Raw genomic sequence first — 20,601 nt, 5'->3', positions numbered from 1 at the left:
GGGGGCCTAGTTGCCCTTGAGGGCGCGCGCGATCGTCTGATCGATCTCGCGGCGGATCGTCAGGCCGGCGATGACGCGGGCGCGACGCTGCTTGTCGATCACGACGATCGACGGGCTGGTGACGACCGGGACGCCGCGGGTGATCGGGGCGTAGTCGCCGAGGTCGTCGATCGACGCGACGTGGGTCTCGACCTTGCCGCCGTGGCGGTCGGCGCGGAGGAGGGCGGAGCGCACGGCGCGGTCGTCCGAGCCCTTGCTCTCCCAGAAGAGGATGGCCACGACCTTGCCGCCGTCGAGCTCGGCGAGGATCTCGCGGACGGCCGCGCTCTGGCCGGCGACCTCGGGCTTGGCGGCCGCGGTGGCGGGCGTCTGCGCGGTGGTCGCGGGCTGCGCGGTGGCGGTCGCGGGCGTGGTCGCCTTCGCCGTGGCCGGCTTGGCGGCGTCGGCCTTGGCGGCCTTGGCCGGCTTCACCGCCGGGGTGGCGGTCGCGTCGTCGCCGGTGGCCTTCGCGGTGGCCTCGGTCTTCGCCGCGGCGGCGTTGCCGGTCGCGGCGGCTCCCTTGGCCTTGTCGGCGGCGTTCAGGACGCCGTTCCCCTTGTCGGCCTTCGCCGTCTTGGCGGGCTTGGCGACCTGCGTGGTCGCGGTGACCGGAGCCGTGTCCGCCGGGCCGGCGACCGGCTTCGGGCGGAGGGCGACGAGCCAGACCCCCGCGAACGCGAGGACGGCCAGCAGGGCGATGCGCATGGGGAGCGAGACCTGGTCCACGATCGTCTTGGTCGGCCACTGGACGTACGTCTTGAGAACCGGCCACTTCGAACGGACGATGTGTCACCCTTCCGCGCCGAGATAGGGGGTTCGTGCAGTTGTTCATGAGGTTCTTCCGGTTCGCCGGCATCGTCCCGGCGGGCGCCGTGCTGGCGCTCGCCGTCCATGCAGCACCCGCTTCGGCGGCCTTCCAGTGCGAGGCGAGCGCCTTGCGCGGCACCGTGCTCACGGCGCCCGCGATCGAGCCGGTGACCGCGAACAAGGGCGCGTCCGCGTGCAAGACCGCCTCGGGCGGCGGCGCCAACGTGCTGCCCGCCCCGCTGAGCGCGTCGGTCGTCGCGGCGTCGACGACCGCCGGGACGCGCACCGCGGACGCCTCGGGCGGCGTCGTCAGCCTGGGCGTCGGCCTGCCCGATCCGCTGCTGCAGACGCTCGCGCAGATCCGCCAGCAGCTCGTGCAGCAGGCGCTCTCGCAGGTGCCGCCGCTGACCGTGCCGGGCGTCGGGACGGTCGACCTCACCGCCGCCGCGACCACGCTGCTGACGCCGATCAACGGCGAGCTGCTGCGCGTCACCGGACTGAACTCGCTCGCGCACGCCGAGTGCTCGAGCAGCGGCAGCCCCGTGCTGACGGGCTCCTCGCAGGTGGCGGGCGTCCGTGTGCTCGGGGTGGACCTGCCGGTCAACGCCGCCGTGGAGCAGGCGATCAAGGTCGTCGGCGGACAGGGGATCGACCTCAGCCAGCTCGACGTGACGCAGCTGACCGTCGCCGGCGTCGACCTGACGCCGCTGCAGCAGACGATCGTCAAGCCGCTGCTGGCGGCGCTGCCGACGATCCAGATCCCCGACACGCTCGGGACCGTGAAGATCACGCCGGCCGAGCAGGAGAAGACGGCGACCCGGCTGACGCAGCGCGCGCTGCGCGTCCAGCTCGGGCTGGCGTCGCAGAGCATCCTCGACCTGACGATCGGGGAGGCGACCGTCGGCGCCGAGGAGGCCGACTGCGCGACGTCGACCGGTGCGGTGGCGCAGCAGGCGCTGCAGTGCACCTCGCGCCGCCTCGTGCTCATCGACGTGCTGCAGCAGGGCAACCGCGTCCGGCTCTACGGCGCCGCCGACAAGCGCTACGTCGGCCAGCGCGTGCGCCTGTTCTTCCTGGCCACCGGTCGCCGCGTCGCGATGCCGAAGGTCGCGAAGGACGGCACGTTCCGTGCGTACGTGCCGGTGCCCCGTGGGAGCCTGCGGGCCTCGAACCGCGCGCGCTACGAGGCGCGGATCGGCCGGTACAACAAGTCGCTGCCGCTCAAGCTGACGCGGCGCATGGTCGTCACCGGCACGCGCGTGTCGGGCGGACGGGTGCGGATCAGCGGGTTCATCCGCAAGCCGCTTGCCGAGCCGCGCCGCGCGATCGTGCTCAAGCAGCGGCTGTCGTGCACCAAGACGGTGACCGTCGGGAAGATCAAGCCGACCGAGTCCGGCCGCTTCAGCATCACGGTCAAGGCGCCCAAGAAGCTGCAGGCGGGCACGTACCGGCTGAGCACCTGGGTGCGCCGGACGACGCGCGACGGCAAGCAGAAGCTCTACCCGACCTTCACGCTGCCGCGGTACGTGGACCTCGGACGCTCGTAACCTCAGTCGGGCGCCATGCCCGACGAGCGCTTCGCCGATCACCTCGAGTTCCCGCGCCGCCGCGGTGAGCTCGTGGTGGGCGGCGCCGACGGCTCGGCCGGCGGCGCCGCCTGCGGCGACCTCGTCCGGATCTCGCTGCGCGTCGAGGGCGACCGCGTCGCCGACGCCTCGTTCGAAGCGAGCGGCTGCGGCGCGGCGCTCGCGGCCGCCAGCGCCGCGGTCGAGCTCGCCCACGGCCGGCCGATCCTCGACGTCGCGCGCGTCGGCCCGCGGGAGATCGCCGAGGAGCTTGGCGGGCTGAGCCCCGGCAAGCTCCACGCGGCGGACCTCGCGGCCGATGCACTGCATGTGGCGCTCGGGAAGACCACGGCGACTTCTTCCCACATCACTGGGGCGAATCGGGTCCTGGTGGCGATGTCGGGCGGCGTCGACTCGGCGGTCGCCGCGCTCCTCGAGTCTCGCGGCGGCGCGGAGGTCGTGGCGGTCACGCTGGAGCTGTGGCGCGACGCGGAGAACGACGCGGAGGCGAGCTGCTGCTCGGCGAGCGCGGTACGCCAGGCGCGGGCGGTCGCGCACCGGCTCGGGCTGCCGCACTTCACGCTCGATCTGCGTGACGAGTTCCGCGCCGGCGTCGTCGAGCCGTGGCTGGCCGACCACGCGGAGGGCCTCACGCCGAACCCGTGCATCCGCTGCAACGGCCACGTCCGGCTCGACGCGATGCTCGACCTCGCCGACCGGCTCGGGGCGCGGGCGCTGGCGACCGGGCACTACGCGCAGGTGGGGAAGGACGGGCTCCTGCGGCCCGCCGCCGACGCCGCGAAGGACCAGACGTACATGCTCGCCGCGCTCAAGCCGGCGTCGGTCGCGCGGCTTCGCTTCCCGCTCGGCCACCTCACGAAGCCGGAGGTCCGCGCGCTCGCCGAGGAGGCGGGGCTGCCGGTCGCCAGGAAGGCCGACTCGCAGGACCTGTGCTTCCTCGCCGGCACCGGCCGCGCCGCGTTCCTCGCCCGTCACGGCGGCATCGCCGAGGAGCCGGGGGACATCGTCGACCGCGAGGGCCGCGTGCTCGGCCGCCACCGCGGCCACCACGGCTTCACCGTCGGCCAGCGCAAGGGCCTGGAGATCGGCGGCGCCGGCGATCCGCTCTACGTCCTGCGCACGGACCCGCGCGCGAACACCGTCACGGTCGGGCCGCGCGAGGCGCTGCGCACCACGCGCGTGCCGGTCCGCGCCGTCCGGCTGCACCGCGACGAGGACGCCGTCGCGCGGGTGAAGCTGCGGTACCGCTCACATGCCGTGGCCTGCCGCCTGCACGACGGCGCGGTCGAGCTGCTCGAGCCGGTCGACGGCGGGGCGGCGCCCGGTCAGACCGCGGTGTTCATCGGCAGCGACGGCGCCGTGGTCGGCTGCGCGACGATCGTCGCCTGATCGCCGGGCGCCGGGCGCCGGGCGCGCTCCATCACGAGCGCGAACAGGAACAGCGCGGAGCCCGCCATCTCCAGCGTCTCCTCCGGGACGATCGTCCACGCGTGGACGAGCACGTCGCCGTCCCACTGGATCTTCTCGATCACCTGCGCGATGCCCCACGCGGCGGCGCCGAGCCCCCACAGGCGCAGGACCCGGCGATTGCCGAACGCCCGCGCGAGCCGCAGCCACAGGACGCCCGCACCCGCTGCGATCGGGAGGTAGACGACCTGCCAGTCGACGCCGAGCGCCTTCTCGATGTGCTCGTGCACCGCGAGCAGCTCGTCGGCGGCCATCAGCGCGAACACCGCAGCGAGCCCGAGCGCCGCGCGCGCCGGCAGGCGGCCGGGATCGCGGGCATCGGCGAACGCCGCGGCGGCCGTCGCGAGCAGCAGCAGCGCGCTGAACGCGGCCGGCACGGTGTGCTCCGCGTCGAGGTCGAACCGGTAGAGGCCGTGGCCGGCGACGGTCACGCCGGAGAGGAACAGCGCGCCGAGCACTCCGAACGCCGCGATCACGCTGCCGACGGCGATGGCGGCGCCTCGCACGCTGACGCGCGATCGCGGAATGGTCAAGAGCGGCGGCATGATCATGCGCATGATGCCCCTGATCGGACGTCAGTACGCAGGCCGGCAGCGGACTGGACGGCCGGTGGACGCCGCCCCGACCTAGACTCCGCAGCGTGACCTCCGACGAGATCCGTCGTCTCTTCCTGGACTTCTTCATCCAGCGCGACCACAAGCGCCTCGCGTCCGGCTCGCTCGTGCCGGCCGACTTCGACCCGTCGGTCCTGCTCACGACGGCGGGCATGCACCCGCTCAAGCCGTACTTCCTCGGCCTCGAGAAGGCGCCGCACCACCGGCTGACCACCTGCCAGAAGTGCTTCCGCACGCCCGACATCGAGGAGGTCGGGACGACGACCCGGCACCTCACGTTCTTCGAGATGCTCGGCAACTTCTCGGTCGGCGACTACTTCAAGCAGGGCGCGGTCGAGTTCGCGTGGGAGCTGTCGCTGGAGGGCTTCGGGTTCGAGCCCGAGAAGGTCTGGATCACCGTCTTCGAGGGCGACGACGAGCTCGGCCTCGGGCCCGACGAGGAGGCCATCGAGGCGTGGCTGTCGGTCGGCGTCCCGCGCGAGCGCATCGTCCTGTGCCCGCGCTCGGAGAACTTCTGGCAGGCCGGCCCGACCGGCCCGTGCGGCCCGTGCTCGGAGCTCTACTTCGATCGCGGCCTGGACTTCGGCAAGGAGGACGACCTCCCCGGCGGCGACAACGAGCGCTTCCTCGAGTACTGGAACCTCGTGTTCATGCAGTTCAACCAGAACCCCGAGGGCGTTCTGACGCCATTGCCGGCGCAGAACATCGACACGGGACTGGGCCTGAACCGCATGGCGGCGCTGCAGCAGGGCGTCGAGTCGGTGTTCGACACGGACCAGTTCGTGCCGCTCATCCGGCTGGGGGAGGAGCTGTCGGGCGCGAAGTACGGCTCGACGCACGAGGTCGACCGCTCGCTGCGCATCCTCGCCGACCACTGCCGCGGCATGAACTTCCTCGTCGCCGACGGGGTCGTGCCCTCCAACGAGGACCGCGGCTACGTCCTGCGGCGCATCATGCGGCGCGCGATCCAGCACGGGCGGCGGCTCGGCATGGATCCGGGCTTCCTCGTCCGGTACGCGGACGTCGTGCAGGAGACGATGGGCGCCGAGTACGCGGAGCTCGGGCGCGAGCGCGACGCGATCCCGCGCTGGCTGCGCTCCGAGGAGGAGGCGTTCGGCCGCACGCTCGAGCAGGGCACGCGCCAGCTCGACGACCTCATCGCGCGGGCGCGCGAGCGCGGCGACGAGGGCATCGCGGCCGAGGACGCGTTCCGGCTGCACGACACGTTCGGGTTCCCGATCGACCTCACCCTGGAGCTCGTCACCGAGCACGGCCTCGGCGTCGACCAGGAAGGCTTCGAGGTGCTCATGGACCGCCAGCGCGAGAAGTCGCGCGGCGGGATCGCCAGCGCGGGACCGGGCGCCTCGGGGCCCACGCCGCGCGACACGGCCATCACCCTGGCGCGCGACACGGGCGTCGAGACGGAGTTCGTCGGCTACGAGAAGCTCGAGCAGCAGACGACGGTCGGCGGCGTCGCGCAGCTGAACGGCAAGCTCGTCGCGAAGCTCGCCGAGTCGCCGTTCTACGCGACGGGCGGCGGGCAGATCGCGGACGAGGGCGTCATCGAGTGCGAGGACGCGGGCTGCCTCGGCCGGGTCGTCGACGTCATCCGGCTCGGCGAGGACCAAGCCGTCGTGATCGAGCCCGAGCGCGGCGAGCTGACGCCGGGCACCCGCGTCGTCGCGCGCGTGTTCGCCGACCGCCGCCACGCGACGCAGTGCAACCACACCGCGACGCACCTGCTGCACGCGGCGCTGCGCGAGCGGCTCGGCACGCACGTCCGCCAGGCCGGCTCGTACGTCGGGCCGGACAAGCTGCGCTTCGACTTCACGCACGGCTCCGCGCTGTCCGAGGAGGACGTGCGCTGGGTCGAGCAGCGGGTGACCGACCAGATCCTCGCCAACCAGCCGGTGCGCGCGCTGACGATGCCGCTGGAGGAGGCGCGGCGGCTCGGGGCGATGGCGCTGTTCGGCGAGAAGTACGGCGACGTCGTGCGGATGGTGCAGATCGGCGATGGGTCGTTCTCGCGCGAGCTGTGCGGCGGCACGCACGTGCGCTCGACCGCCGAGATCGGCGTGTTCCGGATCACGGCGGAGACGTCGTCGGCGGCCAACGTCCGGCGCATCGAGGCGCTGACCGGGCCCGAGGGCGTCGCGCTGCTGCGCGCCCACGACGAGCAGCTGCGCCAGGCCGCGACGCTCGTGCGCAAGCGCCCCGAGGAGGTCGTCGCGTCGGTCGAGGACCTGCAGCGCAAGCTCAAGGACGCGGCGAAGGCGGCGTCGTCCGGGCCGGCGGTCGACGTCGACGCGCTGCTGTCCACCGCGGTCGCCGTCGATGGCGTGCCGGTGCTCATCGCCGAGGTGCCGTCGCTCGACGCGAAGGCGCTGCCGGATCTGGCGGACAGGCTGAAGGGCAAGCTGGGCGACGGCGTCATCGTGCTCGCGAGCGCGCCGGAAGGCCGCGTCGCGCTCGTCGCCGCGGTGGCTCCGCCGGTCGTCGACCGCGGCGTGCGGGCGGGGGACATCGTCAAGGCGGCCGCGCAGGTCGTCGGCGGTGGCGGCGGCGGGCGCCCGACGATGGCGCAGGCCGGCGGCAAGGACCCGTCGAAGCTCGGCGACGCGCTCGCGAAGGCGCGGTCCGTCGTCGAGGCGGCGCTCGCCGGGTGAGCCGGCGGCGCGTCCTCGCCCTCGACTACGGCAGCGCGCGCTGCGGCGTCGCGGTGAGCGATCCCACCGGGACGCTCGCCTCGCCGCTGCCCGTCGTGGAGCGGCCGGGGACGAAGAAGGGCCTCGGCCGCGTCGTCGGGCTGGTGCGCGAGCTCGGCGCCTCGCGGGTCGTCGTCGGACTGCCGCTCGGGCTGTCGGGCGAGGACACCGACCAGACGCGTGAGACGCGCGCCTGGGCGGCCGAGCTGGAGGCGCGCCTCGGCGGGCGCGTTCCCGTCGAGCTGTACGACGAGCGGTTCACGACGCGGATGGCCGAGCGCTTCGGCGGCGAGGGCGACGAGGACTCGCGTGCCGCGGCGCACCTCCTCGAAGGCTGGCTCGCGCGCGACCGCTCATCGGGGTGACCCCGAGTCGGCTCGCCGCTGACCCCCAGTCGGTTCTCCGCCGCCGCACACTGAAGTTCGCCGCATTGGAGCGTGCCCCGGGTCACGTGAGGGTTCCGCGGCATGAACGGCGTCCTCTGCGGTACGGCCGCGGGCATCGACAAGGTCGTGATCACCGACGTCTCGGGCGGCGACAGCTCGGTCTACGTCGACCTGGAGCGGCCGCTCGGCCCCGGCAAGACCCCGGAGGTCGGCGGTCCCTTGGAGATCGAGGTCGTCTACGCCGGTGGTGACGGCAAGGTCAGCCTCGTGCTGCTCGGGACCGAGGGCGTGGACTCCTGGATGGCCGGCCAGACCGATTCCGGCTGGGGCCTCAACGGGACGCCGGCGCGATCTTCAACGACATCGACATCACGACCACCGATGTCGGCGCCCGGTCCGCCGTACTGCGACGTCGAGAGAAGGTCGCGGCGTCGGCGACGGCCCGGACCCCGGCGTCGACGGCGAAGACGGTCACCTTCGGCTGACGGTGATCGAGGGCGCGGGCCGGCCGGCCGGTCGACCCGCGTCACGCCGGGGCGTACGCTGAAGGCATGGGTGTTCATCGCCGGGACAAGACCGAGCGCATCGCCGCCGGCGCGCCGCCGCGGATCACCGTGTCGCGTGGGGCAGACGGGGCGCTGCAGCTGCGACCCGAGGACATGGAAGAGCGCGACGGCACGCATCCCGAGACGGTCGCCGAGGAGCGCCCGCCGCAGGCCGACGATCCGCGGCCGGCGATGTGGCGAGACGTCGGCGGTCCGTACGCGGGCGGCTGAGGCTCGGAGCGTCCGACCAGGGCGCTCGTTAGCCTGCAGGGCGCGCAAAGGCACAGAGCCGTACCTCGCCGTGCGCCCGTTCCGATGAGCATCTTCGGTCGTCGACAGCAGCAGACCACCTCCTCGCGTACCCCCGAGGAGCGCGAGCGCGCGCGCCTCGAGCGCGAGGCCAGGCGCCGCGGCGAGCCGCCGCCCGCCTTCGAGCCCGCCGACGACAGCACGTTCTTCGGCGAGTCGATCGAGGTGACGCCGCATGCCGAGCGCGAAGAGGCCGCGCCCGTCGACGAGCCCGCGCCCGTCGAGGAGGTCGAAGAGGTTCCGGTCGCGGAGGAGCCTCCGGTCGTCGAGGAGCCGCCGGTCGTTGAAGAGGTCCCGGTCGTCGAAGAGGTCCCGGTCGCGGAGGAGCCGCCGGTTGTCGAAGAGCCGCCGGTCGTCGACGAGCCGCCGGTTGTCGAAGAGTCGCCGGTTGTCGAAGACCCTTCGCCCGCCGCGCCGTCGCCGACGGCCTTCGCCGACAGCGCGACCGTCGAGTGGGACTCGCTCGCGGATCGCCCGAAGGAGGTCCGCGCGGAGACGCCACCGGCGCCGCGCCCCGAGACGACTCGCGCGGAGGCACCGCGCGCGGAGGCCCCTCGCGCGGAGGCGCCACCGGTGTCGCGCGCCGAGACGCCGCCTCCGGCGCCGCGCGTGGAGGCGCCGGTTCCCCCGGAGGCCTCATCGGCCGACGGCGACGACGGGGGCGCCTTCAGCGATTGGGATCTCGATGATGCGGAGCCGACGGTCCGGCGGTTGCAGCCGGCGGGCGTCGCCGCGGGGGTCGGAGCACGCGGGCCGGATGCTCGGTTCGGAGATGAGGAGGAGCGGCCGGTGCCTGTTCGTCGGGTCAACCGCGCGCGGACGCTGCCGCCTCCGCCGCCCGCGCCGGGGGATCGCCGGCCGCGCCGGCACCGCAGCTGGCGGGGCCGGATCGCTGGCCTGGTCGCGCTGGCGTTCATCGCGTTCATCGTCTGGCTCGTCCTCGCGCTCTTCCAGCCGTTCGCGGGGGAGGGGAGCGGCAAGGTCGTCGTGAAGATCCCGCAGGGCAGCGCCTCGTCGGACATCGGCGACCTGCTGGCCGAGCAGGGCGTCGTCGACTCGAGCTTCTTCTTCACGCTGCGCAGCCGTATCGACGGCGGCGACCTCAAGGCGGGCACCTACACGCTGAAGGAGGACATGTCGTACGCCGACGCGCTCGACGCCCTGAAGGCGGGCCCGGCGGCCGCGAAGGTCCTGACCGTCACGATCCCCGAGGGCCGCGCGCGCCGCGAGATCAAGCCGCTCGTCGATCAGGCGGGCCTGTCCGGCAGCTACCTCGCCGCCAGCGAGAAGGCGAAGGGCTTCAGCGCGCGCAAGTACGGCGCGCCGCGCAACGCGCCGAGCCTCGAGGGCTTCCTCTTCCCGGCGACGTACGAGCTGAAGACCGGCGCCAGCGCGCGCGACCTGGTCGGCAAGCAGCTCGACGCGTTCAAGCAGAAGATCGGCGAGGTCCCGATGAAGCGCGCGCGCAAGCGCAACCTCACGACCTACGACGTGCTCATCATCGCCTCGATGGTCGAGCGCGAGGCGCAGGTCGCCAAGGAGCGCCCCCTCATCGCCGCCGTCATCCACAACCGCCTGCGCGAGGGGATGCCGCTCGGCATCGACGCGACGATCCGGTACGCGACGCGCAACTGGACGTCGCCGCTCAAGCAGTCCGAGCTCGACATCGACTCGCCCTACAACACGCGCAAGCGCACGGGCCTGCCGCCCGGCCCGATCGGCAACCCCGGCCTGGACTCGATCAAGGCCGCGGCGAACCCCGCCAACGTCGACTACCTCTTCTACGTCGTCAAGCCCGGCACGTGCGGCGAGCACAGCTTCTCCGCGACCGACGCCGAGTTCCAGCAGGACGTCGACGCCTACAACCGCGAGCGCGAGAAGCGCGGCGGCAAGTCCCCGACGACCTGCTGATGCACACCCGCCGGTACGGCGTGCTGGGGTGGCCCGTCGCCCACAGCCGCTCGCCGGCGATGCACATGGCCGCATACGAAGCGCTCGGCCTGGACGGCTGGCGCTACCAGCGCCTGCCGGTGCCGCCCGAAGCGTTCGCCGAGACGGTGCGAGCGCTCGGCGGCGCCGGCTTCAGCGGCGCCAACGTGACGATCCCGCACAAGGAGGCGGCGCTCGCGCTCGCCGACGAGACGACCGCGGCCGCCGCGGAGATCGGCGCCGCCAACACGCTCACGTTCCGCGAGGACGGCACGATCCACGCCGGCAACACGGACGCGCCGGGCCTGCTGGCCGCGCTGCCGACCACGCCGAGGACGGCGATGGTGCTCGGCGCGGGCGGCTCGGCCCGCGCGGTCGTCTGGGCACTCAGGAGCCTGGGCGCCGACGTGGCGATCACCGCTCGCACGCCGTCCCGCGCGGAGGGCACCGGCGCCCGCGTCGTCGACGCGCCCGAGCCCGCGGACGTGCTCGTCAACTGCACGCCGCTGGGATTGCACGACCCGGACGAGACCCCGGTGGCCGAGCCGGTGCACTGGGAGGTGGTGATGGACATGGTCTACAGGCAACGTGGAACGCGCCTGGTTCGAGACGCCGCCGCCCACGGCGCCACGACCGTCGACGGGCTCGAGATCCTCGTCCGGCAGGGCGCTCTGAGCCTCGAGCACTGGACCGGGCGGCCCGCACCACTCGATGTCATGCGCCGAGCGGCACAAGCTCCCGGCTAAGGATCGCTGGACGCGTGCCGATGAGGGGGCAGAGCCGTCCATGCAGCTGTCTCCCCTCCCCAACTCCTCCGGCCCCGACCCCCAGTGGGACGGCATCACGCCGCCGTCGCGCCGCGGTGGGCCCAGCCGCTCCATCACCGACGTCCTCGTCGAGCTCGGCTTCGTCGATGCCAGCCGGATGGGACTCGCCGTCGACCACGCCCGCATGACGGGCGGCCAGGCCGAGAAGCTGCTCCTCGATCAGGGAGCGATCTCGCAGGACCAGCTCGCCCGCGCCACCGCGGAGCGCCACGGTCTCGACCACCTGGACCTCACCAACTTCCAGGTCGACATGGCGGCCACGAACCTGCTCGGGCCGGCCGCCGCGAAGCGCTACGAGGCCGTCCCGGTCGCCTACGTCGACGAGCGCACGCTGCTCGTGGCGATGGCCGACCCGGCGAACGTCCTCGCCATGGACGACATCGCGATCATGACGGGCCTCGAGGTCCGCGCCGCCGTCGCCAGCCGCGAGGACCTCGCGAGCCTCATCGGCCGCATCACGCGCCTCGACGACGTCGTCCAGAACACGAGCTACGGCGAGGACGACCTCGGCGACGAGCTCAACGGCCCCGCCGAGGTCGTCGACCTGCGCGAGTCGGCCGACGACGCGCCGGTCATCAAGCTCGTCAACCAGGTCGTCGCCCAGGCGGTCGAGCAGGGCGCCTCGGACATCCACTTCGAGCCCGAGGACAAGGAGCTCCGCGTCCGGTTCCGCATCGACGGCGTCCTCATCGAGACGACCTCGATCCCGCGCCGGATGGTCAGCGGCGTCGTCAGCCGCATCAAGATCATGGCCGACCTCGACATCGCCGAGCGCCGCGTGCCGCAGGACGGCCGCGTCAGCCTGACGATCGACGGCCACCAGATCGACCTCCGCGTCGTGACGCTGCCGAGCGTCCACGGCGAGTCGGTCGTCATGCGCATCCTCGACAAGTCGTCGGTCGTCATGGACCTCGACAAGCTCGGGATGGGCGAGGAGGACCACCAGCGCTTCCACAAGGCGTTCAAGCAGTCGTACGGCGCGGTGCTCGTCACCGGCCCGACGGGCTCCGGCAAGTCGACGACGCTGTACGCCGCGCTCGGCGTGATCAACACGCCCGAGAAGAACATCATCACGATCGAGGACCCGGTCGAGTACCAGGTCGGCGGCATCACGCAGGTCCAGGTCAACCCGAAGGCCGGCCTGACGTTCGCCAGCGGCCTGCGCGCGATGATGCGCGCCGACCCGGACGTGATCATGGTCGGCGAGATCCGGGATCGCGAGACCGCGCAGATCGCGGTCGAGGCCGCGCTCACCGGCCACCTCGTGCTCTCCACGCTGCACACGAACGACGCGCCGGGCGCCATCACGCGCCTCATCGAGATGGGCATCGAGCCGTTCCTCGTCTCAAGCGCCATCGACTGCGTCGTCGCCCAGCGCCTCGCCCGCACGCTCTGCGAGAACTGCAAGCGCCCGGCGACGCTGACCGCCGCCGTGCTGCGCGAGAACGGCTTCCCCGCCAGCGAGGACATCGAGGCCTACGAGCCCGCCGGCTGCGCCCGGTGCGGCGGCAGCGGCTACAAGGGCCGGCTCGGCCTCTACGAGGTCATGGCCGTCACCGACGAGATCCGCGCGCTCGCCGTCGAGCGGGCCTCGGCGGACAAGATCGCCGAGGTCGCGGTCCGCAACGGCATGCGCCGCCTGCGCGACGACGGCTTCGAGAAGGTCAAGCAGGGCCGCACGACGATGGCGGAGATCGCCCGCGTCACCGGCACCGCGTAGCCGCCCCGACGCGCCATCTACCGGCGCGCCGGGGTGCGCGGCTTGCTTGCATCCGCGGCATGTCCCGACGCTGCCTCGCTGCGCTGCTGCCGGTCCTCGCGGCGCTCACGACCGCTACCCCCGCGCTCGCCTTCGACGCCCACGGCAGTGCCGAGCAGGTCTACGCCACCGGTCTGACGGCGGGCACGTCCGTCACGCTCGCCGATGCCCGCGGCGCCACGGTGGCGACCCGCAAGGCCAACGAGCTGGGCGCAGTGCTGTTCCGCGGCGTCAAGCCGGGCAAGGGCTACGTCGTGCGCGCGGACGGCGCCTCGTCGGACCCGCTCACCGTCCTGACCACCGACCCGACGCCGGCCGACCGCTCCTACCAGGACCAGACGATCGCGCCCGACGGCTACGGCTACCTGACCACGCGCGACGGGACGAAGCTCGCCTACACCGTCCATCCGCCGTCGGACGTCACGCAGGCCGCGGGCGTCGATCTTCCCTCGCTGCCCGCCGGTGCGCCCGTGCCGACGCTCATCGAGTACTCGGGCTACGCGTACGCCGACCCGTCGGGGCCGGCGAGCGGGATCGCCGCCATCGCGAACATCATGGGCTTCGCGGTCGTCGACGTCTCGATGCGCGGCACCGGTTGCTCGGGCGGCGCGTTCGACTTCTTCGAGCCGCTGCAGAGCCTCGACGGCTACGACGTGATCGAGACCGTCGCGCGTCAGCCCTGGGTCAAGGGCCACCGGGTCGGGATGTTCGGCATCTCCTACGGCGGCATCTCGCAGCTCTTCACCGCCGCGATGCGGCCGCCGAGCCTGGCGGCGATCGCGCCGCTGTCGGTCATCGACCAGACGCAGACGACGCTCTACCCCGGCGGCGTGCTGAACACCGGCTTCGCCGTCGACTGGGCGAAGGAGCGCCAGGCCCAGGCGCAGACGGCGGACAAGAAGGGCGCCCAGCCGTACGCCGCCAAGCAGATCGCCGCCGGCGACACGACGTGCCGCGACAACCAGGCGCTGCATCCCGAGGCCGTCGACCTGCTGGCGAAGATCCGCGCGAACGACCACTACGTCAAGCGCGTGGCCGACCCGCTGAGCCCGCTGACCTTCGTGAAGAAGATCGAGGTGCCGACGTTCATGGCGTGCCAGTGGACCGACGAGCAGACGGGCGGGCACTGCCCGACGCTCGCCGGGGCGTTCACCGGCACCGATCGCAAGTGGTTCACGTTCACGAACGGCACCCACGTCGACTCCCTCGCGCCCGAGACGTACAACCGCATGTACGACTTCCTCTCGCTGTACGTGGCGCAGCAGGCGCCCGCGTTGAACGCCGCGGCGGTCCGGGCGAGCTCGCCGGTCGTCTACCAGGCGGCGATGGGCATCGATGGGCAGATGCTGCCGCCGGACCCGATCCAGCAGGAGCCGACGTACGAGTCCGCGCTCGCAGCGTTCGAGAAGCTGCCGTCCGTCCGCGTGCTCTTCGACAACGGCGCGGGCGGCGAGCCGGGCCATCCCGTGCCGGCGTTCGAGCGCTCGTTCCCGTCCTGGCCGATCCCGGGCACGCGGGCGCAGCGGTGGTACCTCGACGCCGCCGGCGGCCTGCGCGCCAGGCGCCCCGCCAAGCTGCGCGCCGCCGCGTTCCGGTGGGACGCCAAGGCGCGACCGCTGACCGACCTCGCCGGCCCGACGGACGCCGGCGCCGGTGGCGTCTGGACCGCGTCGCCGGACTACAAGTGGACGCAGGACCCGACGGGGACCGCCGCCTCCTTCCTCACCGCTCCGCTCGCCGAGCCGGTCACCGTGGTCGGCTCGGGCTCGCTCACGGCGTGGGTGCGCTCCTCCGCGCGCGACGTCGACCTCCAGGCGACGCTCAGCGAGGTGCGTCCCGACGGCAAGGAGACGTTCGTGCAGGGCGGTTGGCTGCGGGCCAGCGTCCGCAAGCTCGACCGGGCCAAGAGCACGGCGCTCGCGCCCGTCCTGAGCCTGCGCGCGAAGGACGCTCGCCCCATGCCGCGCGGCCGGTTCGCGCGGCTGACGATCCCCTTCTACTACCAGGGCCACGCGTACCGGAAGGGGTCGCGGCTGCGGCTGCGCATCACCGCCCCGAACGGTGACCAGCCGATCTGGTCGTTCGGCGAGGCGGTGCCCCGGGAGACGGCGAGCGTCGCGATCGGAGCGGGCGGCCGCATGCCCTCGCGCCTCGTCCTGCCGGTCGTCCCGGGGATCGAGCCGACGCCGGATCTGCCGCCGTGCCCGGGCCTGCGGGGGGAGCCGTGCCGGGAGTTCCAGCCTTACGCCAACCGGGTGGTGAGCGTCCGGCGACGCTGAGGCTCAGACGTCGGCGCGCGGGGCGACGTCGGCGGTCGCCTGGACGCCGTCGAGCTCGGGCGTGCCGCCGGCCTCCGCGGCCGGCGGCTTGCGATCGAAGCCGGCCGCGCGGTACGCGTCGCCCTCGTCGAGCGTCTCGTGCTCGAGCAGCGCACGCGTGAGCGACTCGAGCCGCTCGCGGTTCTCGCGCAGCTTCTCGATCGCCGCCTGGTAGCACTCGTCGACGATCTTGCGGACCTCGCGGTCGACCAGCTCGCGCGTCGCCTCCGACGGGCCGCCGTTCTGGCCGGGGAAGAACATCGGGTCGTCCATCGGCCCGGGGAGGACGGAGACGAGGCCGATCGCGTCGCTCATGCCCCAGCGGCCGACCATCTGGCGGGCGATCCGCGTGACCTGCTCGAGGTCGGACTCGGCGCCGGTCGTCACGTTGCCGTAGATGATCTCCTCGGCTGCGCGGCCGCCGAGCGCGCCGATGATGCGCCCGCGCAGGTAGCGCTGGTCGTAGCCGTAGCGGTCGTCCTCGGGCGACTGGAACGTCACGCCCAGCGCGCGGCCGCGGGGAACGATCGAGACCTTGCGGACGGGGTCGGCGCCGGGCTCGAGCATCCCGAGCACCGCGTGGCCGGACTCGTGATAGGCGGTGCGCTCGCGCTCGTCGGGCGAGATGGTGATCCGGCGCTCGGCGCCGAGGATGATCCGCTCGAGCGAGTTCGTGATGTCGGACTGGTGGATCTCCTGGTCGCCGCGGCGCGCGGCCGAGAGCGCCGCCTCGTTGACGAGGTTCCGGAGATCCGCGCCGACCATGCCGGGCGTCGACGACGCGATCCCGCCGAGGTCGACGTCGTTGGCGAGCGGCTTGCCGCGCGCGTGGACCTCGAGGATCTTCTTGCGGCCGTCCTTGTCGGGCGGCGCGACGGTCACGCGGCGATCGAAGCGGCCGGGGCGCAGCAGCGCCTGGTCGAGGATCTCGGGGCGGTTCGTGGCGGCGAGGACGATGACGCCCTCCGAGCCGGTGAAGCCGTCCATCTCGGTGAGGATCTGGTTGAGCGTCTGCTCGCGCTCGTCGTGGCCGCCCAGCCCGCCGCCGGGGCCACCGCGCGAGCGGCCGATCGCGTCGAGCTCGTCGATGAAGATGATCGCGGGGGCGGCCTTCTTGGCCTGCTCGAACAGGTCGCGGACGCGGCTGGCGCCGACGCCGACGACCATCTCGATGAACTCCGACGCCGACAGCGAGAAGAACGGCACGTCGGCCTCGCCGGCGACCGCGCGGGCGAGCAGCGTCTTGCCGGTGCCGGGCGGGCCGCTCAGCAGCACGCCCTTGGGGATCGCGGCGCCCAGGCGGCGGTACTTGTCGGGCTGCTTGAGGAAGTCGACGATCTCGACGAGCTCCTCCTCGGCCTCCTCGATGCCCGCGACGTCGTCGAACGTCGTGCGCTGCGTCGACGCCTCGTAGCGCCGCGCGCGCGAGCGCCCGAGGCCGGTCAGCCCGCTGGCCCCGCCGCCGCGGCGCATGAGCAGCACGAACAGGCCGATGAGCAGCAGCGTCGGGCCGAAGAAGAGCAGGATGTCGGCGACGAAGGACCGCCCCTGGTCGATCGGCTCGGCGTTGACCTCGACGCCCTCGTTGAAGAGCGACTTCAGGACCTCGTCGTCGGCCGCGAAGGCGGGGCTCGTCGTCTCGAACTTCTTCTCCGGGTCCTGCCCGTCGGGGTGGTCCGCCGGCTGCGTCGGCTTCTTGAACTCGCCCTGGATGATGTCGCCCTGGGCGTTGACCTTGGCGACGTTGCCGTCCTCGATCTGGTCGCGGAAGAACGAGTACGGCACGGTGATGCGGCCGCTCTTGTCCGGGACCTGCGAGGCGAAGATGAAGTTCAGGATCAGCAGGCCGAGCGACAGCCACAGCAGCCAGCGGGGGAACCGGAAGCGCTGGCGCGGCCCCTCGGAGCCGCCGCCGGCGCCGTCGCTGCCACCGCGGCCTCCTTCGACGCGCCACGGCTGCGGCCCGCCCTGATCGGGCTTGCGCGTCCCGGATGGTGCGCTCCGGGGGCTCGGGAGGTCCGGCATCCGCGATCCAGTGTGACATGCAGGCTCTCGGACATCCGGCCAGACGCCTTCGAACTCGCGTCCACTCGCGCGCGTGGTGGCCGATCAACGGGCAGCCATGCACTTCGACTTCGCCGATCTGCTTCTCGAGGTCCTCGAGAACCGCGCCTCCGATCTGCACATCACGGCCGGCTCCAGGCCGGCGGTGCGCGTCCGCGGCCGTCTGACCCCGCTCGAGAACTACCCGGTCCTCACGCCGACGGATACGCGCGAGGTCATCTACTCGATCCTCAACAACGATCAGCGCCAGCGTCTCGAGACCGACTGGCAGATCGACTTCGCGTACGCGATCCCCAACGTCGCGCGCTTCCGCGTCAACGCCTACTTCCAGCGCTCGGCCATCGGCGCGGCGTTCCGCCTGATCCCGTTCGAGATCAAGGGCGCCGAGGAGCTCGGCCTGCCGCCGATCGTCCACGAGCTCGCGCACAAGACGAAGGGCCTCGTGCTGGTCACGGGCCCGACCGGCTCGGGCAAGTCGACGTCGCTCGCGGCGATGATCGACGAGATCAACCGCACGCGCGAGGATCACATCCTCACCATCGAGGACCCGATCGAGTTCCTGCACCAGCACAAGAAGTGCGTGGTGAACCAGCGCGAGATCGGCTCCGACGCCCACGACTTCGCCGCGGGCATCAAGGCCGCCCTGCGCCAGGACCCGGACGTGATCCTCGTCGGCGAGATGCGCGACCTCGAGACGATCGCGACCGCGCTGACCGCCGCGGAGACCGGCCACCTCGTCTTCGCGACGCTCCACACGCAGAGCGCGCCGCAGACCGTCGACCGCATCATCGACGTGTTCCCGCCGGAGCAGCAGGGCCAGGTGCGCGTGCAGCTGTCCGTCGCGCTGCAGGGCGTCGTCACCCAGCAGCTGCTGCCGACCGCCGACGGCGCCGGCCGCGTCGCCGGGTGCGAGGTCATGATCCCCACGCCGGCGGTCCGCAACCTCATCCGCGAGGGCAAGACGCACCAGATCCCGTCCGCGATGCAGACCGGCGCGTCGGCCGGCATGCAGACGATGGATGCCGCGCTGGCGACGCTCGTGCGGCAGGGCAAGATCACCCAGAAGCTCGCCGAGGCCCGTTCCCAGCAGCCCGACGAGCTCCGCCGCCTGCTGAACAGCGGCGGGCTGATGGCCGCCTGACGATCCGGAGATCCCCATGAGCACGTACGCGTTCAAGGCCATCGACCTCACCGGGCGGGCCGCCAAGGGTGAGGTGGAGGCCGACAGCAAGCAGGCCGTCGCCGACCAGCTGAAGTCGCGCGGGCTCATCGTCGTCGACATCACCGACAAGGCGACGTCGAAGGAGATCCGGCTCCCCGGCTCCAACAAGGTCAAGTCGGCCGACCTCACGATCATGACCCGGCAGCTGGCCACGATGGTCAGCTCCGGCATGACGATCCTCAAGGCGCTCTACGTGCTGGAGAGCCAGACGGAGAGCAAGCCGCTGGCCGAGACGCTCGTCAAGGTGCGCAAGGACGTCGAGGCCGGCCTCCCGCTGTCCGACGCGTTCGAGCGGCACCCCAAGGTGTTCAACCCGCTGTTCGTCGCGATGACGCGCGCGGGCGAGACCGGCGGCGTGCTCGAGAGCTCGCTGCTGCGCACCGCCGAGCAGCTCGAGGCCGACGAGTCGCTGCGCCGCCAGGTCAAGAGCGCCATGGTCTACCCGGGCGTGATCCTGTCGTTCGCGGGGATCGTCCTGACCGCGCTGGTCGTGTTCCTCGTGCCGGTGTTCGAGGGGATCTTCAAGCAGTTCGGCGGCGACCTGCCGCCGATCACCAAGCTCACCGTCGCGGCGTCGCACTTCATGACGCACCGCTGGTACGTCGTCATCGGGCTCATCGTCGGCGTCGTCGTCGCCTTCCGCAAGTGGAAGGCGAGCGAGACCGGCCGCGCTCAGTGGGACACGTTCCGGCTGAAGATCCCGTTCAAGATCGGAGCGATCGTCCAGAAGGTCGCCCTCGCGCGCTGGTCGCGGACGCTCGCCGCCCTGACCACCGCCGGCGTGCCGCTCCTCCAGGCGCTGGACATCACCGGCAAGACCGCCGGCAACCACGTGGTCGAGAAGGCGATGGCCGACGTCATCGACTCGGTCAAGTCCGGCGGCACGATCGCCGCGCCGCTCAAGGAGTCGCCCGTCTTCCCGTCGATGGTCACCCACATGATCGGCGTGGGCGAGGAGACCGGCTCGCTCGACACCATGCTCAACAAGGTGGCCGACTTCTACGAGGACCAGGTCGAGGCGGCCGTCAAGGCGCTCACCTCGATCCTCGAGCCGGTCATGATCGTCGTCGTCGGCGGCATCGTGGGCTTCATCGTCATCGCGATGTACATGCCGCTCTTCAAGGTCTACGACAACATCCGCTAGCCGCCGCGCCCGGCCGGGTGCAACGGCGTCAGAGGTCGGCCTCCGCCAGCTCCTCCTCGTCGAGCGTGGGGAACTGCGGGTCGAGCGCGTCGAGCGTGGCGGCGATGACCTCCGCCACCGCGACGCGCGTGGACTGCTTGTCGTCGGCCGGGATGACGTACCACGGCGCGGACTCGGTGCTGGTCGCGTTCACGGCGTCCTCGTAGGCGCGGTCGTACGCGTCCCAGTACTGGCGCTCGTTGACGTCGGCCGCGGAGAAGTCGGCGTGCTTCTCCCGCCGCTCGAGGCGCTCCTTGACGCGCTCGGCCTGCTCGTCCTTCGAGATGTGCAGGAAGAACTTGAGGATGACCGTGCCCTCGCGGACCAGCAGGTGCTCGAAGTCGTTGATCGACTCGTAGCGCGCGTGGCACTGCTCCTCGTCGATGTCGTCGTGCACGCGCGCGGCGATGACCTCCTCGTAGTAGGAGCGGTCGAACACGTGGACCATCCCGCGCGCGGGCGTCTGCTGGTGGAAGCGCCAGAGGAAGTCGTGCGCGGCCTCCTCTCCGGCGGCCTTCTTGAAGGCGTAGACGCGGCAGCCCGAGGGGTCGAAGGCGCTGATCACATGCGTGATGACCGTGTCCTTGCCGGAGCCGTCGAAGCCCTGCAGGACGATCAGCAGCGCGCGCGACTCCTCTGCGAGGAAGCGGGCCTGCAGCTCCCCGATCTGCTCCCGCAGGCGAGCGAGCTGCTCATCGGGGTCCCGCCCGTCGGCGCCGGCGCGGGTCCCGCTCGTGTCGTGGTCCGCGATCGAGAACGGCTGGCCGGGGGGGACGCGGTGCCGGCCGCAGCGGACGTGAAGGTCGTCGGGCAAGGTGATCGACCGCCGTACCCCCTCGTC

Annotated in this window: 16 protein-coding genes; 11 read left to right on the top strand and 5 right to left on the bottom strand. The window is 72.4% G+C overall.

Annotated elements, in window-relative coordinates:
- Nucleotides 1-6: 6 nt before the first annotated feature.
- Nucleotides 7-765, bottom strand: a complete 759-nt coding sequence (locus tag AC1UE4_RS07060) for a hypothetical protein (RefSeq protein WP_482916513.1) — start codon at nt 763-765, stop codon at nt 7-9.
- A gap of 104 nt (nt 766-869) precedes the next feature.
- Between AC1UE4_RS07060 and AC1UE4_RS07055 the strand changes: the two genes are divergently transcribed.
- Both AC1UE4_RS07055 and mnmA read left to right on the top strand, forming a co-directional pair.
- Nucleotides 870-2,393 (top strand): hypothetical protein, encoded by a 1,524-nt coding sequence (locus AC1UE4_RS07055; protein ID WP_482916512.1) that lies wholly within the window; start codon nt 870-872, stop codon nt 2,391-2,393.
- Nucleotides 2,394-2,408: 15 nt separating this feature from the next.
- Complete coding sequence (gene mnmA / locus AC1UE4_RS07050; RefSeq protein WP_482916511.1) at nt 2,409-3,821, top strand: tRNA 2-thiouridine(34) synthase MnmA; 1,413 nt, start codon at nt 2,409-2,411, stop codon at nt 3,819-3,821.
- Here the strand turns inward: mnmA and AC1UE4_RS07045 are convergent.
- On the bottom strand, nt 3,758-4,405 hold the full coding sequence (locus AC1UE4_RS07045; RefSeq protein WP_482916510.1) for a DUF8692 domain-containing protein: 648 nt from the start codon (nt 4,403-4,405) through the stop codon (nt 3,758-3,760). The two genes, mnmA and AC1UE4_RS07045, sit on opposite strands and share 64 nt — an antisense overlap.
- A 134-nt stretch (nt 4,406-4,539) precedes the next feature.
- Between AC1UE4_RS07045 and alaS the strand changes: the two genes are divergently transcribed.
- Nucleotides 4,540-7,179 (top strand): alanine--tRNA ligase, encoded by a 2,640-nt coding sequence (alaS, locus tag AC1UE4_RS07040; protein ID WP_482916509.1) that lies wholly within the window; start codon nt 4,540-4,542, stop codon nt 7,177-7,179.
- Complete coding sequence (gene ruvX, locus AC1UE4_RS07035) at nt 7,176-7,583, top strand: Holliday junction resolvase RuvX (RefSeq protein WP_482916508.1); 408 nt, start codon at nt 7,176-7,178, stop codon at nt 7,581-7,583. The genes alaS and ruvX overlap by 4 nt, the downstream gene beginning before the upstream one ends.
- Before the next feature lie 352 nt (nt 7,584-7,935).
- Here the strand turns inward: ruvX and AC1UE4_RS07030 are convergent, their stop codons facing one another.
- Nucleotides 7,936-8,079 carry a hypothetical protein gene (locus AC1UE4_RS07030; RefSeq protein ID WP_482916507.1) on the bottom strand — a complete coding sequence of 48 codons (144 nt, stop codon included), beginning with the start codon at nt 8,077-8,079 and terminating at the stop codon, nt 7,936-7,938.
- Nucleotides 8,080-8,155: 76 nt separating this feature from the next.
- Here AC1UE4_RS07030 and AC1UE4_RS07025 point away from each other — a divergent pair, with 76 nt between their 5' ends.
- The 5 genes from AC1UE4_RS07025 (at nt 8,156) to AC1UE4_RS07005 (ending at nt 15,252) form a co-directional block, all read left to right on the top strand.
- Nucleotides 8,156-8,380 (top strand): hypothetical protein, encoded by a 225-nt coding sequence (locus AC1UE4_RS07025; RefSeq protein WP_482916506.1) that lies wholly within the window; start codon nt 8,156-8,158, stop codon nt 8,378-8,380.
- 84 nt (nt 8,381-8,464) lie between these two features.
- On the top strand, nt 8,465-10,369 hold the full coding sequence (gene mltG, locus AC1UE4_RS07020) for an endolytic transglycosylase MltG (protein ID WP_482916505.1): 1,905 nt from the start codon (nt 8,465-8,467) through the stop codon (nt 10,367-10,369).
- Entirely contained in the window at nt 10,369-11,133 is a 765-nt protein-coding gene (locus AC1UE4_RS07015; RefSeq protein WP_482916504.1) for a shikimate dehydrogenase family protein, read from the top strand. Before mltG ends, AC1UE4_RS07015 begins: the two co-directional genes overlap by 1 nt.
- 40 nt (nt 11,134-11,173) lie before the next feature.
- The gene (locus tag AC1UE4_RS07010; RefSeq protein ID WP_482916503.1) at nt 11,174-12,934 is read left to right on the top strand and encodes a GspE/PulE family protein; all 1,761 of its coding nucleotides are present in this window, start codon (nt 11,174-11,176) and stop codon (nt 12,932-12,934) included.
- Nucleotides 12,935-12,993: 59 nt separating this feature from the next.
- A complete protein-coding gene (locus tag AC1UE4_RS07005; protein WP_482916502.1) occupies nt 12,994-15,252 on the top strand; it encodes a CocE/NonD family hydrolase in 2,259 nt (752 codons plus the stop codon).
- A gap of 3 nt (nt 15,253-15,255) precedes the next feature.
- On the opposite strand, the gene ftsH is transcribed toward AC1UE4_RS07005, so the two are convergent.
- On the bottom strand, nt 15,256-17,316 hold the full coding sequence (ftsH, locus tag AC1UE4_RS07000) for an ATP-dependent zinc metalloprotease FtsH (RefSeq protein ID WP_482916501.1): 2,061 nt from the start codon (nt 17,314-17,316) through the stop codon (nt 15,256-15,258).
- 97 nt (nt 17,317-17,413) lie between these two features.
- On the opposite strand from ftsH, the gene AC1UE4_RS06995 reads away from it, so the two are divergent.
- On the top strand, nt 17,414-18,496 hold the full coding sequence (locus AC1UE4_RS06995; RefSeq protein ID WP_482916500.1) for a type IV pilus twitching motility protein PilT: 1,083 nt from the start codon (nt 17,414-17,416) through the stop codon (nt 18,494-18,496).
- Nucleotides 18,497-18,512: 16 nt separating this feature from the next.
- Nucleotides 18,513-19,721 carry a type II secretion system F family protein gene (locus AC1UE4_RS06990; protein ID WP_482916499.1) on the top strand — a complete coding sequence of 403 codons (1,209 nt, stop codon included), beginning with the start codon at nt 18,513-18,515 and terminating at the stop codon, nt 19,719-19,721.
- A gap of 28 nt (nt 19,722-19,749) precedes the next feature.
- Here AC1UE4_RS06990 and AC1UE4_RS06985 read toward each other — a convergent pair whose 3' ends face one another.
- Nucleotides 19,750-20,574, bottom strand: coding sequence for a PPK2 family polyphosphate kinase (locus AC1UE4_RS06985; protein ID WP_482916498.1), 825 nt, complete (start codon nt 20,572-20,574; stop codon nt 19,750-19,752).
- Nucleotides 20,575-20,601: the final 27 nt, after the last annotated feature.

Source organism: Parviterribacter kavangonensis (assembly GCF_056863335.1).
Note: the sequence above shows the minus strand (reverse complement) of the source record. Positions and strands in the feature narration are given on the sequence as shown.

Coding starts and splice junctions, on each gene's coding strand:
- AC1UE4_RS07055 (WP_482916512.1), top strand. CDS start 870: ATGAGGTTCTTCCGGTTCGCCGGCATCGTCCCGGCGGGCGCCGTGCTG.
- mnmA (WP_482916511.1), top strand. CDS start 2,409: ATGCCCGACGAGCGCTTCGCCGATCACCTCGAGTTCCCGCGCCGCCGC.
- AC1UE4_RS07025 (WP_482916506.1), top strand. CDS start 8,156: ATGGGTGTTCATCGCCGGGACAAGACCGAGCGCATCGCCGCCGGCGCG.
- mltG (WP_482916505.1), top strand. CDS start 8,465: ATGAGCATCTTCGGTCGTCGACAGCAGCAGACCACCTCCTCGCGTACC.
- AC1UE4_RS07015 (WP_482916504.1), top strand. CDS start 10,369: ATGCACACCCGCCGGTACGGCGTGCTGGGGTGGCCCGTCGCCCACAGC.
- AC1UE4_RS07010 (WP_482916503.1), top strand. CDS start 11,174: ATGCAGCTGTCTCCCCTCCCCAACTCCTCCGGCCCCGACCCCCAGTGG.
- AC1UE4_RS07005 (WP_482916502.1), top strand. CDS start 12,994: ATGTCCCGACGCTGCCTCGCTGCGCTGCTGCCGGTCCTCGCGGCGCTC.
- ftsH (WP_482916501.1), bottom strand. CDS start 17,316: ATGCCGGACCTCCCGAGCCCCCGGAGCGCACCATCCGGGACGCGCAAG.
- AC1UE4_RS06995 (WP_482916500.1), top strand. CDS start 17,414: ATGCACTTCGACTTCGCCGATCTGCTTCTCGAGGTCCTCGAGAACCGC.
- AC1UE4_RS06990 (WP_482916499.1), top strand. CDS start 18,513: ATGAGCACGTACGCGTTCAAGGCCATCGACCTCACCGGGCGGGCCGCC.